This window comes from Neisseria sp. (genome assembly GCF_041804105.1).
Taxonomy (GTDB): domain Bacteria; phylum Pseudomonadota; class Gammaproteobacteria; order Burkholderiales; family Neisseriaceae; genus Neisseria.
Genome location: NZ_JBHCJY010000124.1, coordinates 1 through 15,049, shown reverse-complemented (window position 1 = coordinate 15,049; position 15,049 = coordinate 1). Strand labels below are relative to the sequence as shown.

General features: G+C 57.0%; 14 protein-coding genes. 8 read left to right on the top strand and 6 right to left on the bottom strand.

The features are described from left to right. Together ACEYDX_RS10560 and ilvD are read left to right on the top strand one after the other, a co-directional pair. A partial coding sequence (locus ACEYDX_RS10560) for a calcium-binding protein (RefSeq protein WP_373741977.1) occupies positions 1 to 1,040 on the top strand: 1,040 nt, incomplete at its 5' end. Between the two features lie 745 nt (positions 1,041 to 1,785). Next, a complete protein-coding gene (gene ilvD, locus ACEYDX_RS10555) occupies positions 1,786 to 3,648 on the top strand; it encodes a dihydroxy-acid dehydratase (RefSeq protein WP_373741976.1) in 1,863 nt (620 codons plus the stop codon). A gap of 537 nt (positions 3,649 to 4,185) precedes the next feature. Here ilvD and ACEYDX_RS10550 read toward each other — a convergent pair. After that, a complete protein-coding gene (locus ACEYDX_RS10550) occupies positions 4,186 to 4,815 on the bottom strand; it encodes a nitroreductase family protein (RefSeq protein ID WP_373741975.1) in 630 nt (209 codons plus the stop codon). A gap of 128 nt (positions 4,816 to 4,943) precedes the next feature. On the opposite strand from ACEYDX_RS10550, the gene ACEYDX_RS10545 reads away from it, so the two are divergent. After that, complete coding sequence (locus ACEYDX_RS10545) at positions 4,944 to 5,333, top strand: winged helix-turn-helix transcriptional regulator (protein ID WP_373741974.1); 390 nt, start codon at positions 4,944 to 4,946, stop codon at positions 5,331 to 5,333. Positions 5,334 to 5,390: 57 nt separating this feature from the next. Beyond that, positions 5,391 to 6,242 (top strand): EamA family transporter, encoded by an 852-nt coding sequence (locus tag ACEYDX_RS10540; protein ID WP_373741973.1) that lies wholly within the window; start codon positions 5,391 to 5,393, stop codon positions 6,240 to 6,242. A gap of 270 nt (positions 6,243 to 6,512) precedes the next feature. Here ACEYDX_RS10540 and ilvA read toward each other — a convergent pair whose 3' ends face one another. Continuing rightward, on the bottom strand, positions 6,513 to 8,039 hold the full coding sequence (ilvA, locus tag ACEYDX_RS10535; RefSeq protein ID WP_373741972.1) for a threonine ammonia-lyase, biosynthetic: 1,527 nt from the start codon (positions 8,037 to 8,039) through the stop codon (positions 6,513 to 6,515). 59 nt (positions 8,040 to 8,098) lie between these two features. Then, on the bottom strand, positions 8,099 to 8,323 hold the full coding sequence (locus ACEYDX_RS10530; RefSeq protein ID WP_373741971.1) for a hypothetical protein: 225 nt from the start codon (positions 8,321 to 8,323) through the stop codon (positions 8,099 to 8,101). Between the two features lie 276 nt (positions 8,324 to 8,599). Here ACEYDX_RS10530 and ACEYDX_RS10525 point away from each other — a divergent pair, with 276 nt between their 5' ends. Then, complete coding sequence (locus ACEYDX_RS10525; RefSeq protein ID WP_373741979.1) at positions 8,600 to 9,886, top strand: D-alanyl-D-alanine carboxypeptidase family protein; 1,287 nt, start codon at positions 8,600 to 8,602, stop codon at positions 9,884 to 9,886. Between the two features lie 368 nt (positions 9,887 to 10,254). Here the strand turns inward: ACEYDX_RS10525 and ACEYDX_RS10520 are convergent, their stop codons facing one another. Next, a complete protein-coding gene (locus tag ACEYDX_RS10520; protein ID WP_373741970.1) occupies positions 10,255 to 10,416 on the bottom strand; it encodes a hypothetical protein in 162 nt (53 codons plus the stop codon). A 280-nt stretch (positions 10,417 to 10,696) separates the two neighbouring features. Between ACEYDX_RS10520 and cysT the strand changes: the two genes are divergently transcribed. From cysT to ACEYDX_RS10505, 3 genes are all read left to right on the top strand, one after another. Further along, positions 10,697 to 11,524, top strand: a complete 828-nt coding sequence (gene cysT, locus ACEYDX_RS10515) for a sulfate ABC transporter permease subunit CysT (RefSeq protein ID WP_373741978.1) — start codon at positions 10,697 to 10,699, stop codon at positions 11,522 to 11,524. 119 nt (positions 11,525 to 11,643) lie between these two features. Beyond that, the gene (gene cysW, locus ACEYDX_RS10510; protein WP_373741969.1) at positions 11,644 to 12,504 is read left to right on the top strand and encodes a sulfate ABC transporter permease subunit CysW; all 861 of its coding nucleotides are present in this window, start codon (positions 11,644 to 11,646) and stop codon (positions 12,502 to 12,504) included. Between the two features lie 91 nt (positions 12,505 to 12,595). Next, a complete protein-coding gene (locus ACEYDX_RS10505; RefSeq protein WP_373741968.1) occupies positions 12,596 to 13,669 on the top strand; it encodes a sulfate/molybdate ABC transporter ATP-binding protein in 1,074 nt (357 codons plus the stop codon). A 134-nt stretch (positions 13,670 to 13,803) separates the two neighbouring features. On the opposite strand, the gene ACEYDX_RS10500 is transcribed toward ACEYDX_RS10505, so the two are convergent. Together ACEYDX_RS10500 and ACEYDX_RS10495 are read right to left on the bottom strand one after the other, a co-directional pair. Then, positions 13,804 to 14,634, bottom strand: a complete 831-nt coding sequence (locus ACEYDX_RS10500) for an ABC transporter permease (protein ID WP_373741967.1) — start codon at positions 14,632 to 14,634, stop codon at positions 13,804 to 13,806. A 180-nt stretch (positions 14,635 to 14,814) separates the two neighbouring features. Continuing rightward, positions 14,815 to 15,049: ABC transporter ATP-binding protein (locus ACEYDX_RS10495; RefSeq protein WP_373741966.1), on the bottom strand; the 235-nt coding region annotated here is incomplete at its 5' end.

The following is a 15,049-nucleotide window of genomic DNA, read 5'->3' as shown; positions in this document are numbered from 1 at the left end:
CCGAGCCGAAACCCGAGCCGAAACCCGAGCCGAAACCCGAGCCGAAACCCGAGCCGAAGGATAACGACTGCACCGACTGCAAGGACGATGGCAACCAAACCAACCAGTTCGGCGGCATCGATAAAAATCCGGGCAATATCATCAAGGGTTCTGAAGCCGAAGACGGCTTGAACAAAATCGACGGTACCGCCGCCAAAGACACTATCTATGGCACCAGCAGCCCTGACATCATCCGCGGTGGTGACGGCCCTGACGTGATTTACGCCAACGGCGGCGACGATCTCGTTTACGGTGAAAACCGCGGCGACACGCTGTACGGCGGCGAAGGCAACGACCAGCTGTACGGCGGCAACGGCCACGACTACCTCAACGGTGGCAAAGGCGACGACATCATGCGCGGCGAAGGCAACAACGACATCTATATGGTCGAACAGCCCGGCGACAAAGTGATTGAAGGCGCAGGCGTCAACAGCGGTATCGATACCGTCCGCACTTACATCGACTACGAACTGCCCGACAACGTTGAAAACCTGATTCTGATGGAAAAAGGCAACCTCAACGGCACCGGCAACGAGTTGAACAACAACATCGACGGTAACGGCGGCCACAACAAGCTTTACGGTTTGGGCGGCGATGACTGCCTGATCGGTAAAGACGGCAACGACTACCTCGACGGCGGTATCGGCAACGACCTGCTGCTCGGCGGTAACGGCGACGACACCTACTTCTTTGCCAAAGGTTACGGTTACGACACCATTACCGACACCAGCGGCAGCGACACTCTGTCGTTCGGAGCAGGCATTTCTTTGGACGACTTATGCTATGAGCGCCACGGCGACGACCTGAGCATCATCATCAACCGTGAAAAAGTGATTGTTGACGACTGGTTTGCCGACAAAGACAACCGCATCGAAACGTTCAAAGCTGCCGACGGCACCACTTGGGACAGCGCCGCTATCGACAAAGCCATCAGCTCGTTCGGTATCGACAATTCTCTGGACCAAATCCAGCAGCAAACCCAAACCGGCGGCATCATCTGATAAACGTTTGGTTTGATTGAAACAATAAGGCCGTCTGAAAGATTCGCGAACTTTCAGACGGCCTTTCTCTATTTATTGTTTGGCTGCGCCTACAAATGATGGATTGATGAGACTAATACCGCTATTTCTGTACAGGCAGAAATCCTTCACCAATCACAGAAACTTTATTGATTCATGCACTTATGAATATTTGCCATGGACTCACACCTTCATGGGAATGACGGTTACAGACAAAACCGTATGCAAAATTCATGTATCGTGCAAACAAGTAATATGGCGATATGGATCGATTAAGAAACAGCCGGATATACAGATTTGCCACCCCTTCCGCACCAATGAAAACTGCTTTAAACACAGAGAAACCGATATTTGAACAGCGCTCGTAAAATTCACGATACCGATTGAGAATCCAACAAAAACAGCATCCCTATCCCGCCTGTAATGTACGGCGACAAAACCAACCGATAAGGCCGTCTGAAAACTTTCAGACAGCCTTCCCGTTTCCCGCAGACCGTACAACACCGCCGCTTGGGTTTGGTATAAAATACCCCGCATTTCATCAGCCGTTTGCCGAACAGAAACCGAACTGCAAAATCGGCAGTTAATCTTTTCCCATATAAAGAAAAACCTGCTCCAAACCGATAAGCATTTGAATCAAAAAGTTTTTAGTGATTCATACTGTATGAGCGACACGGAAAAGTTTTCAGACGGCCTATCCGCACCCTTCCCAAAGGACACCCAAACCATGCCAGACTACCGCTCCAAAACCTCCACCCACGGCCGCAACATGGCGGGCGCACGCGCTCTGTGGCGCGCCACCGGCGTGGCAGACGACGATTTCGGCAAACCGATTATCGCCATCGCCAACTCGTTTACCCAGTTCGTGCCCGGCCACGTCCACCTGCACAACATGGGCCAGCTTGTTGCCCGCGAGATTGAAAAAGCAGGCGCGATTGCCAAAGAATTCAACACCATCGCCGTGGACGACGGCATCGCCATGGGTCACGGCGGGATGCTGTATTCTCTGCCCAGCCGCGATCTGATTGCCGATTCCGTCGAATACATGGTGAACGCGCATTGCGCCGATGCCTTGGTGTGCATCTCCAACTGCGACAAAATCACCCCCGGAATGCTGATTGCCGCCATGCGCCTGAACATTCCCACCGTTTTCGTGTCCGGCGGCCCGATGGAAGCAGGCAAAGTCATCGGCGCCATCAACATCCAAGACGAACGCAAACTGGACTTGGTGGACGCGATGATTGAAGCGGCCAACGATGCCGTCAGCGACGAAGAAATCGATGCCATCGAGAAAAACGCCTGCCCCACCTGCGGCTCGTGTTCCGGCATGTTTACCGCCAATTCGATGAACTGCCTGACCGAAGCGCTCGGCCTGTCATTGCCGGGCAACGGCTCGCTGCTGGCCACCCATGCAGGGCGCAAGGAGCTGTTTCTCGAAGCAGGCCGTCTGATTGTCGAAATCACCAAACGCCACTACGAACAAAACGACTACACCGTTCTGCCGCGCAGCATCGCCACCAAAGCCGCATTTGAAAACGCCATGACGCTCGATGTCGCCATGGGCGGTTCCACCAACACCATCCTGCACCTGCTGGCCGTCGCCACCGAAGCGGGCGTGGATTTCAAAATGGCCGACATCGACCGCATCAGCCGCCAGGTTCCCTGCCTGTGCAAAACCGCACCGAACAACCACGACTACTATATGGAAGACGTACACCGCGCAGGCGGCGTTATCGGCATTCTGGCCGAACTCGACCGCGGCGGCAAACTCGATACCAGCGTTTCCACCATTTACGCCCCCACCCTGAAAGACGCGCTGGCAAAATGGGATGTCATGAACCCCGCCAACACCGAAGCCGCCGAACGTTTCAAAGCAGCCCCCGGCGGCGTGCGCACCACACAGGCATTTTCACAGAACCGCATGTGGAAAACCCTTGATTTGAACCGCGAAAGCGGCTGCATCCGCGACATGGAACACGCCTACACCAAAGACGGCGGACTGGCCGTCCTGTTCGGCAACATCGCCGAGCGCGGCTGTGTGGTCAAAACTGCCGGCGTGGACGAAAGCATCTGGAAATTCAGCGGCCGCGCCCGCGTGTTCGAAAGCCAGGAAGCCGCCGTCGAAGGCATCCTGGCCAACCAAATCGTTGCGGGCGACATCGTCATCATCCGCTACGAAGGTCCCAAAGGCGGCCCCGGCATGCAGGAAATGCTCTATCCCACCAGCTACCTGAAATCCAAAGGCCTCGGCAAAGCCTGCGCCCTCTTGACCGACGGCCGCTTCTCCGGCGGCACATCGGGGCTGAGCATCGGCCACGCCTCGCCCGAAGCAGCCGAAGGCGGCGCCATCGGCTTGGTGCACGAAGGCGACACCGTCGAAATCGACATTCCCAACCGCCGCATCCATCTGGCCGTGTCCGACGAAGAACTCGCCCGCCGCCGAGCCGAGATGGAAGCACGCGGCGCAAACGCATGGAAACCCGTCAACCGCGACCGCTACGTCTCCGCCGCCCTGCGCGCCTACGCCGCCATGGCCACATCCGCCGACACCGGTGCGGCACGCGACGTTTCTCAGGTGGAACGCCAATAATCCGCCTAGATTGCGTTATCTAAGCCAAGGCCGTCTGAAAATTTTTTCAGACGGCCTTCATTACAGGTAACTTCCTGTCTGAAAACTTTCAGTTTGTAGGGTGGGTGTAAACCCACCGATTTTAGACGGTATGAAACGGTGGGTTTACACCCACCCTACGAAACCGTCACGTAAGGCCGTCTGAAACGTTTGCTTAAACCCGAACAATCCTCTCCCGCGGGAGAGGGAACAGGTTGCCGGAACGCCGAACTTTTCAGACGGCCTTCATTGCAGGTAACTGCAAATGCCTGTCTGAAAACTTTCAGTCTGTAGGGTGGGTGTGAACCCACCGATTTTAGACGGTATGAAACGGTTGGGCTTACACTCACCCTACGAAACCGTAGCGTAAGGCGTCTGAAAGAGGTGCCTAAACCTGAACACCTCTCTCCCGCAGGAGAGGGAGCAGTTTACCGTAATGCCAATTTTTTCAGACGGCATCAGCCGCGGGCAAATGCCTGTCTGAAACTTTCAGGCAGCCTGATAACCCCAAACCCGGCCTTATTCCGCCACTTTGTTCCAAGTCAGGATTTCGCTGACGGGGCGGCGCAGGGTTCGGTGTCCGGGCTGCGCGGCTTTGCCGATGGCGATCATCATCACGTCGGTGTAGCGCGCGGGAATATCGAGAATCTGCCTTAACTGCGCGGGAACGTAGCCGGTCATCGGCACGGTGTTCCAGCCGCGGGCTTCAGCGGCAAGCATCAGGATCATGGCGCACAGACCTGTGTCGAGTCCGAGCATTTTTTGCAGGGTGGCATCATCGTGTGCACGATAAAAATCAATAGCTGCACGGGTGAGGAAGTCGCGGGTGTCGGCGCTGAAACAGCCGTCTTCGTATTCCTGCTGATGGATGCGGGTAAGGTTGTCTGCGCCGTATGCTTCTCTGTCGGCAAGGATGACCAGTATGGCGGAGGCGGTGAGGATTTGCTGCTGGTTGAAGGCTGCGGGCAGCAGTTTTTCGCGCAAATGCCTGTCTGTAACCGCGACGAAACGCCAAGGCTGGCTGTTGTTGCCGCTGGGGGAGCGGCCGGCGGCGGCAATCAGTTCTTCCAGTTCGGCCGGGCTGATTTCGGCGGCCGGGTCGAAGTGGCGGGTGGAGCGGCGCTGTTTGATTATGGAGAAAAAATCCATGGTGTCCTGCTTTCGTTCAGGGGAGAAAATGTGTACTATACCGTTTTTATTTTTTCAATTAAATCAGTTACCTGCGGGTTATACAGGTACTTTCGGGTAAGTTTTGAACGAAAACAGCGAGCTAAACGATGAAAAAACTTTCTGCCATCGAGCTGGCCATGCAACTGGTCGGCGGCAAATGGAAATGTCTGATTCTGTATTATTTGAGCGGCGGCCAGCGGCGCACGCGCGATTTGCTGGAATTGTTGTCCGGCATCAGCCCGAAGGTGCTGACCGAACAGCTGCGCCAGCTTGAATCAGACGGCCTGATCGAGCGGGAAGTCTTTTCCGAAGCGCCGCCGCGCGTAGAATACCGCCTGAGCGACGAAGGGCGCACTTTTGTTCCCGTACTCGGCGCGCTGTGCGCATGGGGAAAAGAATACGACGAACGGCACGAGAAGCGGGTGCAGCAATGCCATATGGTGGATTTGTCGGCAGCCGCGGCGGAACCGGCGGAGCAAGGCCGACAGCGTTTCTGAACGGAAAGGCCGTCTGAAAACCGCCTGCCCGCCCAACCTTGAAAACGGAAAACCGCCATGCCCAACCGCACCGCCATCATCCTGTCAACCGCACTTGCCCCGCTGATTTGGGGTTCGACCTACCTCGTCGCCACCGAATTCCTGCCGCCCGACCGCCCGCTGACCGCCGCCGTATTGCGCATCCTGCCCGCAGGCATCTTGCTGCTACTGTGGGCACGCGAACGGCCGAAAAAACACGAATGGCTGAAAACCACCGCGCTGGGCGTGCTCAATCTCGGCTTTTTCCAGGCCATGCTGTTCGTTGCCGCCTACCGCCTGCCGGGCGGCTTGGCCGCGGTACTCTCGTCCACGCAAACCTTGATGGTATTGGCCCTGATGTACCTTATCGGCAAAGAAATGCCGCCGCGCAACGCCTGGCTGGCCGCACTCGCAGGCGTGGCCGGCATCGTGCTGCTGGTGCTGTCGCCGAATGCCGTGTCCGACCCGCTGGGCATCGCCGCCGCGTTGGCAGGCGCATTGTCGATGGCTCTGGGCGTATTTTTCGCCAAACGCTGGAAGCTGTCGCTGTCGGTGCTCGCCTCCACCGGCTGGCAGCTTTTGTTCGGCGGGCTGTGCCTGCTGCCGTTCGCATGGTTCGGCGAACCGCCGCTGCCCACGCTCACGGCATCCAACATCGGCGGCTATGCCTATCTCTGCCTGTTCGGTGCAGTCATCGCTTATGTGCTGTTTTTCAACGGCATCAAACACCTGCCGCCCGCCGTCGTATCATCGCTCGGCCTGCTCAGCCCCGTATGCGCCTTCGTACTCGGCTGGGTATTTCTCGGACAGAGCATGGATTGGGCAGCCATAGCGGGCTTTGCGATGGTACTCGGCTCGATTTATGGCGTGCAGCGGGCGTTATCGGGCTGAACGCCAAACCGCCTTTGCCCGTTGTCCCGAGCAGCAGGCCGCTTGGCAAACCGGAGCACAGGCCGTCTGAAAAATAAAATGCCTGTCTGAAAATGTTTCAGGCAGCTTGCAGGGTGGGGCAACCCAACGCTTTTCAGACGGCATCAAACGGTGGGTTCACGTCCCACCCTACGGATTTGCTTGAAAACATCTGCTGAAAACAAAACAGGCCGTCTGAAAACTTTTTCAGACGGCCTTTTGCTTTTTACCTGTATGTTCCGTTACCGCGCCCTACCCCAAAAACAGTTTATAGGCGGCATTGTCCGTTTCATCTTCATAAACGTAGCCCAGCTGCTCGAGAAATTCGGCAAATGCTTCGCTGTCCTGCGGGGGAACGGCCATTCCGACCAAGATGCGGCCGTAGTCGGCGCCGTGGTTGCGGTAGTGGAATAATGTGATGTTCCAATCGGTTTTGACGTGGTTGAGAAAGCGTGCCAATGCGCCGGGGCGTTCGGGAAATTCAAAGCTGATGACGCGTTCGTCGGCAACTTTGTGGCTGCGCCCGCCGACCATATAGCGGGTATGGATTTTGGCGATTTCGTTATCGCTCAAATCCGTGTTGGGCAGGCCTGCGGCGGTCAGCTGCGCGCTGATGGCTTCGTTGTCGCCCGCGCCTGCGGTTTGGATGCCGACGAAAATGTGCGCGGTGTGGTCGTCGCCGTAGCGGTAGTTGAATTCGGTAATGCTTCTGTTACCCAATGTGTTGATGAATTTGAGAAAACTGCCGGGCTGCTCGGGAATGGAAACGGCAAAGATGGCTTCGTTGCCTTCGCCCAGTTCGCTGCGCTCGGAAACGTGGCGCAGGCGGTGGAAATTCATGTTGGCGCCGCTGGTTACGGCAATCAGGATGCGTTCTTTCAGACCGTTGCGGGCGGCGTAGGCTTTCAGGCCTGCCAAAGCCAGCGCGCCCGCGGGTTCCGTGATGCTGCGGGTATCGTCGAAAATGTCTTTAATCGCGCCGCAGACGGCGTCGGTATCGACGGTGATGATGCCGTCGAGCAGGTCGCGGCAAAGGCGGAAGGTTTCGCTGCCGACCACCTTGACTGCAGTGCCGTCTGAAAACAGGCCGACGTCTTTCAGCTCGACCACTTCGCCTTTTTCGACGGATTTTTTCATGCCGCAGGAATCGTCGGTCTGCACGCCGATGACTTTGATTTCGGGGCGGACGAGTTTGATAAACGCGGCCACGCCCGCCGCCAGCCCGCCGCCGCCGATGGGAACGAACACCGCATCGATATTGCCCGAATGCTGGCGCACGATTTCCATGCCGACCGTACCCTGCCCTGCGATAACGTCGGGGTCGTCAAACGGGGCGATGTAGGTCAAACCTTCTTTGGCGGCCAGTTCCGCCGCATAATCGTAGGCATCGTTGTACGACACGCCCTTGAGCACCACTTGCGCGCCCCGGTTTTTTACGGCATCGATTTTAATCTGCGGCGTGGTTTCGGGCATCACAATCACGGCCCGGCAGCCGAGCTTCTGCGCCGACAAAGCCACGCCCTGCGCGTGGTTGCCCGCGCTCGCGGCAATCACGCCGCAGGCCAGCGCTTCTTTCGGCAGCTTGGCCATTTTGTTGTACGCCCCCCTGATTTTGAACGAAAACACGGGCTGCAAATCTTCGCGTTTGAGCAAAACTTTATTGCCGATGCGCGCGGACAGCCCTCGGGCGGGTTCAAGCGGTGTTTCGACGGCAACAGCGTACACGGAAGCGGTCAGAATGCGGATAAGGTAGTCGGAATAGGATAGGTGGTTCTGCATGATGGCGGAGATTTAAATTACGATTGGAAAATTGGGAAAACGGGGCTGTCGGGAGTGGTTCAGTCTTTTCTCTGCCGGAAAAAATCAACGGCGGCACCTGCCGACAACCCGAGGGCAGGCCCCAATGTCATGCCCCACAGGTATTGGTCAAAAAACAGGAAAACAAACAGGCCGATGATGGTTCCTGCCAACAGCCCCCAAGGCATGGCCGTTGCCGATTCACGGTTTTCCGCCTTTTCGGATTTTCCGTCTTCGGCCTGAACGGGTTTCTCGTCCTCAGTCATCTCGGCTCCTCCGGTCTGACAAACGGAAACGGCAGATGCGGTGCCGTTTCCATATGTTTTATTGCATACGGTTACAAACCCGCGGCAAAGGTAAAACCATACCCGCCGCACTCTCCGAAAGCAAGAAAAATCTTAGCAGCGGCGGTGCTTGCAGGTATAATACCGCTCCCTGCAAACGATTATATTCTCTGCGCTTTTCGCGGAAACATTCCGCCGCGCCAACCTGCGGCAGGCCGTCTGAAAAAGCCCGCCGCCGACAATACCGAACAAAATCCGATGAAAAATGTCCTCTCCAGCCTGATTCTCGCCGCCCTGTCCGCACAGGCCGCCGCTGCGCCGCAGGCTTCGTCGAAAGCCGCCTCCGCACCCGCCGTTTTGTCGCCCGCCAAGGCCGCAAACGCCTCAGGCGCATCCGCAGCATCCGCGCCCGCTTCTGCCAAACCCGCAGTTCCTGCCGCTCCCCCGACCGTACTCGGCGTCGGCACCGCAGCCAACGTGCCCGCGATTTCCGCCACGTCTTATGTGGTCAAAGACCTGCACAGCAATCAAGTTCTCGCGCAGAAAAACGCCGACCAGCAGATCGAACCGGCATCACTCACCAAAATGATGACTGCCTATCTGGTGTTCCAAGCGCTCGAAAACGGCAAACTCAAGCCTTCGCAAATGCTGACCGTATCCGACAAAGGCTATCAGGCCGAAGGTTCGCGTATGTTTTTGCGCCCGGGCAGACCCGCCAGCGTCAGCGACTTGGTTAAAGGCTTGGCGGTCAATTCGGCCAATGATGCCGCCATCACTTTGGCCGAAGCCATTGCAGGCAGCGAAGAAAGTTTCGTCGGCATGATGAACGCCGAAGCCGCCCGCCTCGGCATGAAAAACACCCGCTTCGCCAACAGCACCGGCCTTTACACCGAAGGCCACCTGTCCACAGCAGGCGATTTGGCCGTTCTGGCGGGCGCGCTCATCAACGACTATCCGAAATACTACCCCGTATTTTCGCTGAAATCCTTTACCTACAACAAAATCGAACAGCCCAACCGCAACCTGCTGCTCTACCGTGATTCCAGCGTCGACGGTCTGATGATCGGTTTCAGCAACATCGCCGGCTACAACCTTGCCGCATCCAGCAAACGCAACGGCCGCCGCGTGATTTCCATCCTGACCGGCGCGGAGAGCGTCGAATCCCGCGCTTCCGAAAGCAGCAAACTGCTCAACTGGGCGCTGCAAACCTACGACACCCCCAAACTCTACGACGCAGGGCAGGCCATTTCGCAGGTGCGCGTCTATAAAGGCAACAGCAAAGCCGTCAACGTCGGCTTTATCGATACTTCCTTCATCACCATCCCGCACGGCACGGGCAAAAACATCAAGCCCATCCTTGAAACCGTGCAGCCCGTACTCGCCCCTGTCCAAAAAGGCAAAGTTTTGGGCAAACTCAAAATCATGCAGGGCAGCAAGGTACTGGTGGAAAAAGAAGTGGTCGCGCTCAACGGCGTGGAAGAAGCCGGCTGGTTCGGCCGCACATGGGACAGCATCCGCCTCTGGTTCAGAAGCATGATTCAGTAAACGGCCATACCGTTCCGTTTCCGAATCCGCGCAAAGGCCGTCTGAAAAAAGTTTTCAGACGGCCTTTGCGCTTGAACGGCGATTGCATCGGTTTCAGACGGCATTGTGATTCCAATAATCGCAAAACAGAAAAATTCATTAGAAAAACAACTATATGATTGGATTTTTCATAAACTAAGGTATCGGTAAAGTTCATTTTCCGAACCGCCGTCATTCCCGCACAAACGGGAAGCCAAGTTCAGAAGCCGGTATGTTTTTATTTTCAACACGCACTGTCAAAGCCGGATTCCCTCCCGCGCGGGGATAACGGATGGTACGGACGGAATCCCAGTAAATAAAGTGGGCGCACCATATCGGTTTCCACCTGTTTACAATCCGACGAGCCAATCCGCTTGACAGAAACGCAGCCAAGCGCAAAGGCCGTCTGAAAACTTTTTCAGACGGCCTTCGGATTTGTGCAAGTTGTCCGGATACTCTCGAACGACAATGTTCAGACGGCCTTTCTCTTGGCAGCCGTTTTCAGACGGCATCGGATGCCGATACGGGCAAGCACGGCACCGGCGGAACACTCACGGTTGCGCCGTTTGCCGTATCCATAAAAACAGCCGCCATCCGCATCACGGATTCCGCAACCGGACACCGGACATCTGCCATACGGAAAATGCCGCCACCCTGCCCTGCTCCGCCCGAACCGCCCCGCACACGCGGCATATAACGAAATCATCTTAAATTAAAACCAAGCATTCCTTTCCTTTTTCAGACGGCCTGATTAAAGTGATGCCGATTCCGTCATCCTGCCCCTTATCCGCCATGTTCCTGCTCAAAACCCCCAGCGTATTACCCGGTTTCAAAACCAGTCTCGGCCTGACCGTATTGTGTCTGTCGCTGCTGGTGGTTTTGCCGTTTGCCATGATGGCGGTGAAGGCGGCGGAAATCGGCGCGGGCGGTTTTTGGCAAACCATTACCGAACCCAACGTTTTGGCGGCGGTTTGGCTGAGTCTGAAAATGTCGTTTTACGCCATGCTGACCAATATCGTGTTCGGCACGCTGACGGCCTGGGTGCTGGTACGCTACGACTTTGCCGGTAAAAGCCTGGTGAACGCGCTGGTGGATTTGCCGTTTGCGCTGCCCACGGCGGTAACGGGCATCGCGCTGGCAACGCTGTATTCGCCGCAGGGCTGGCTGGGGCAGTGGTTTCCGTTCAAGATTGCGTTTACCCCCGTCGGCATCTGGATTGCGCTGGTGGTGGTAAGCCTGCCGTTTATCGTGCGCGCGGTGCAGCCGGTGTTGGAAGAGTTGTCGGCCGAATACGAAGAAGCGGCGGCCACGTTGGGCGCAAACCGTTTGACGGTGTTCCGCCGCGTGCTGCTGCCCGAACTGATGCCCGCGCTGATTACGGGTGCGGGGATGATGTTTGCGCGCGCCACGGGCGAATACGGCTCGGTGATTTTCATCGCGGGCAACATCCCGATGGAATCGGAAATCCTGCCGCTGATTATCACGGGCAAACTGGAGCAGTTTGATGTACAGGGCGCATCGGCGGTAGCGCTGTTTATGCTGATGATTTCCTTTGCCGTGCTGTTTCTGCTGAACGCGGCCCAATGGGCCTTGAGCAAACGGGCGGGTGCAAAAGCGTAGGCAGCAATCGCTGCGGCCGTGTTCCCGCACCGGCAATCTTTCATTCAGGCCGTCTGAAACCCCGTTTTTTTTCAGACGGCCTCACAAAACAACCGAAAAACCCTAGAAACCGACCCGCCATGCAAACCAACCGTCCCAACCCCAACCTGACCGAACCGCTTTGGCTGCGGATTGCGCTGATTACCGTTGCACTGTCGTTTCTGCTGCTGATGCTGGTGGTGCCGCTGGCCGCTGTGTTCTACGAAGCGCTTAAAGACGGCTGGGTACTCTACGTCAAAGCCCTTTCCGACCCCGAAACCCTGTCTGCGGTCAGGCTCACGCTGATTACCGCCGCGGTGGTGGTACCCGTTAACGCCGTACTCGGCATCGCGATGGCGTGGCTGCTCACCCGTTTCGACTTTCGCGGCAAACAGCTGCTCACCACCCTGCTCGATCTGCCGTTTTCCGTGTCGCCCGTTGTGGCCGGGCTGATGTTCGTTTTACTGTTCGGCGCGCACACCGCCCTCGGCGGCTGGCTCGAAGCGCAGGGCATACAGATTATCTTCGCCATTCCCGGCATTATCCTGGCCACGCTGTTCGTTACCTTTCCCTTCGTGGCCCGCGAGCTGATTCCGCTGATGCAGGCGCAGGGCGACAGCGAAGAGCAGGCCGCGCTGATTTTGGGCGCGAGCGGCTGGCAGATGTTTTGGCGCGTTACCCTGCCCAATATCAAATGGGCGCTGCTCTACGGCATCATTCTCACCAACGCGCGCGCTATGGGCGAATTCGGCGCGGTGAGCGTGGTGTCGGGCCACATACGCGGCGAAACCAACACCATCCCGCTCTTGGTGGAAATTTTCTACAACGAATACAACTTCACCGGCGCATTCGCCCTTTCCGGCGTACTCGCCCTGCTCGCACTGGCCACGCTCGCCCTGCAAAGTTTCATCACCAAAATGCAGGAACGCAAACTGGCCGCATCGGAACGGCGGACGGCGTAACACCGCACCACGACAACACCCAGGCCGTCTGAAAACAGCGGCGGCCGCTTTTTCAGACGGCCACACAAAAAAAACCGGACAGGACACACCCATGAGCATCACCATCCAAAACCTCAACAAACATTTCGGCAACTTCCACGCCCTGAAAAACATCAACCTCAACGTGCCCACCGGCAAGCTCACCTCCCTGCTCGGCCCCTCCGGCTGCGGCAAAACCACCCTGCTGCGCATCATCGCCGGTTTGGAAAACGCCGATAACGGCGCCATTCTGTTCGACGGCCAAGACGTTACCCGCAAACACGTGCGCGAACGCAAAGTAGGGTTTATGTTCCAGCACTACGCCCTTTTCCGCCACATGAACGTGTTCGACAACGTTGCCTTCGGCCTCACCGTATTGCCGCGCGGCGAACGCCCCTCGAAAGAGCAAATCCGTGCCAAAGTCGAAGAGCTGCTGCAACTCGTGCAGCTTGCCCATCTGGCCAAAGCCTACCCGCACCAGCTTTCGGGCGGCCAGCGCCAGCGCATCGCACTTGCCCGCGCGCTCGCCGTTTCCCCCAAACTGCTGCTGCTCGACGAACCTTTCGGCGCGCTCGATGCCAAAGTGCGCAAAGAACTGCGCACCTGGCTGCGCGACATCCACCACGAATTGGGCATCACCAGCATACTTGTTACCCACGATCAGGAAGAAGCGCTGGAAGTGTCTGATCAGATCGTGGTGATGAACCACGGCAAAATCGAGCAGATCGGCACCGCCGAAAGCCTTTACCGCAAGCCCGAAAACGCCTTCGTAACCGAATTTTTGGGTGAAACCGACGCCTTTGAAGGCCGCATCGAAAAAGGCGCGTGGCACTACAACGGCTACCGCTGGCCGCTCGATACCGCGCGCAAATGGCAGGAACAAACCGCCATAGGCTACGTGCGCCCCCACGAATGGACGGTGGTTCCCGACGGCACGCCGCCGATGATTCAGGCTGAAATCGAAAAAGTCCATGTCGCCGGCGCGCTCACCCACATCACCGTCAGACACGGCCGCCAAGACATACACCTCACCTTCGCCGCCACCGACGCCGCCCGCCATGCCCTGACCGAAGGCAGCCGCATCGCCGTCGCTCCGAAACAGGTTTACGTGTTCGGCCAAAGCGAACTGGTAGATTATGCGATTTAACAGGACATAAAAAACACTCAGGCCGTCTGAAAAACTGTTTTCAGACGGCCTTTGCCATTACGGCATTTACTTCACATCAATACAGTCGGATTCAAACGGCGGATACCGTACCAAACCCGACAACGGTTTCCCGCTCAAATCTGCCGTTTCTTAAACACCCATGCCGCCAATGCAAACGGCACGGCAATCCACAGCAACTGCGCAGCCAGCAAAACGGGGCGGCCCAGCGAAAGCTGGTCACTCAAACCCGCCATACCCGCATACATCGCAGTATTCTCGTAGCCCGTCAGGTTCAGCAGGCGGTAAATATCGGTGGGATTGAACAGCAACACGGTTTCCAAAACCGGTGCGGTAATCACCTGCTCGGTATCGGCCACCAATATCCCCAGCAGCGTCATGTCGAAAATCACCACGAAAAACAGCCACACCCCGATGGCGATGCCCGCCGCCGTGCCGCGTTCCTTCACTTTCGCACTAATCAGATAACCCATTGCCAAAAATGCCGCTCCCAGCAGCACGCTGGCCGCAATCAGCAGCAGAAACGGCAGCCATGAGCCGAGATCGAAACCGCCGCCTGCCAGTTGCAGCGCGATACCCGCCAACCCGTAGCCCGCCGAAGTCGCCATCGCCAGAATAATCAGATGACCGATGAATTTGCCGATGAGAATCTGCGCACGGGACACTGGATAACTCAACAGCAGCGCCATCGTACCGCGCTCGATTTCGCCGATAACCGCATCATAAGCCAGCAGCATGGCAATCAGCGGTATCAGGAAAATCGACAGGCTCGACAGGCTGACCACGGTTACGGTCAGCGGGTCGGCCTTTACCGAACCGGTGGGAGAACTGCCGAGAAAACCGAGCGAAAGCGCAAGCGCGGCCAGCAAAACGGTGGCCGCCAGTACCCAGCGGTTGCGCAGGCTGTCGCGGACTTCTTTACCGGTGATAATCCAGATGGGGTTCATGGTTTCAATGCTTCCTTTTGATATTTCCTGATATTCCGTTACCGACAGGTTGATGGCCGCCCGGAAAAGTACGGTAAGCCGTCTGAAAACAGCGTAAGTTTTTACCGTTTTTTCAGACGGCCCGTGCAGCGGTTGTTCAGGTTGTACCGCTTTCGGGAGTCCGTACCTGCACACTACACCTTACACATCTTCCCGCTTCAGAAACTCGGCATACATATCGTCGAGCGTGGGGGTGTGGATGTCGATTTGTTCCACGTTGTCCATGCTGCCGAGTTCGCGCAGCAGTTTGGCTTTGTCTTCGACCGCACATCGGGCGGTGCGGTTCAGGCCGTCTGAAACCCAATGCGGAGGCAAATCGACAGGGGTTTTCAGACGCACGGTTACGGTGGCGGGAAGGCCGCTTTGGATTTGGAGT

Excerpts from the sequence above, each read along its gene's own strand:
- ilvD (WP_373741976.1), top strand. The coding sequence starts at position 1,786 with ATGCCAGACTACCGCTCCAAAACCTCCACCCACGGCCGCAACATGGCG.
- ACEYDX_RS10550 (WP_373741975.1), bottom strand. The coding sequence starts at position 4,815 with ATGGATTTTTTCTCCATAATCAAACAGCGCCGCTCCACCCGCCACTTC.
- ACEYDX_RS10545 (WP_373741974.1), top strand. The coding sequence starts at position 4,944 with ATGAAAAAACTTTCTGCCATCGAGCTGGCCATGCAACTGGTCGGCGGC.
- ACEYDX_RS10540 (WP_373741973.1), top strand. The coding sequence starts at position 5,391 with ATGCCCAACCGCACCGCCATCATCCTGTCAACCGCACTTGCCCCGCTG.
- ilvA (WP_373741972.1), bottom strand. The coding sequence starts at position 8,039 with ATGCAGAACCACCTATCCTATTCCGACTACCTTATCCGCATTCTGACC.
- ACEYDX_RS10530 (WP_373741971.1), bottom strand. The coding sequence starts at position 8,323 with ATGACTGAGGACGAGAAACCCGTTCAGGCCGAAGACGGAAAATCCGAA.
- ACEYDX_RS10525 (WP_373741979.1), top strand. The coding sequence starts at position 8,600 with ATGAAAAATGTCCTCTCCAGCCTGATTCTCGCCGCCCTGTCCGCACAG.
- ACEYDX_RS10520 (WP_373741970.1), bottom strand. The coding sequence starts at position 10,416 with ATGCCGTCTGAAAACGGCTGCCAAGAGAAAGGCCGTCTGAACATTGTC.
- cysT (WP_373741978.1), top strand. The coding sequence starts at position 10,697 with ATGTTCCTGCTCAAAACCCCCAGCGTATTACCCGGTTTCAAAACCAGT.
- cysW (WP_373741969.1), top strand. The coding sequence starts at position 11,644 with ATGCAAACCAACCGTCCCAACCCCAACCTGACCGAACCGCTTTGGCTG.
- ACEYDX_RS10505 (WP_373741968.1), top strand. The coding sequence starts at position 12,596 with ATGAGCATCACCATCCAAAACCTCAACAAACATTTCGGCAACTTCCAC.
- ACEYDX_RS10500 (WP_373741967.1), bottom strand. The coding sequence starts at position 14,634 with ATGAACCCCATCTGGATTATCACCGGTAAAGAAGTCCGCGACAGCCTG.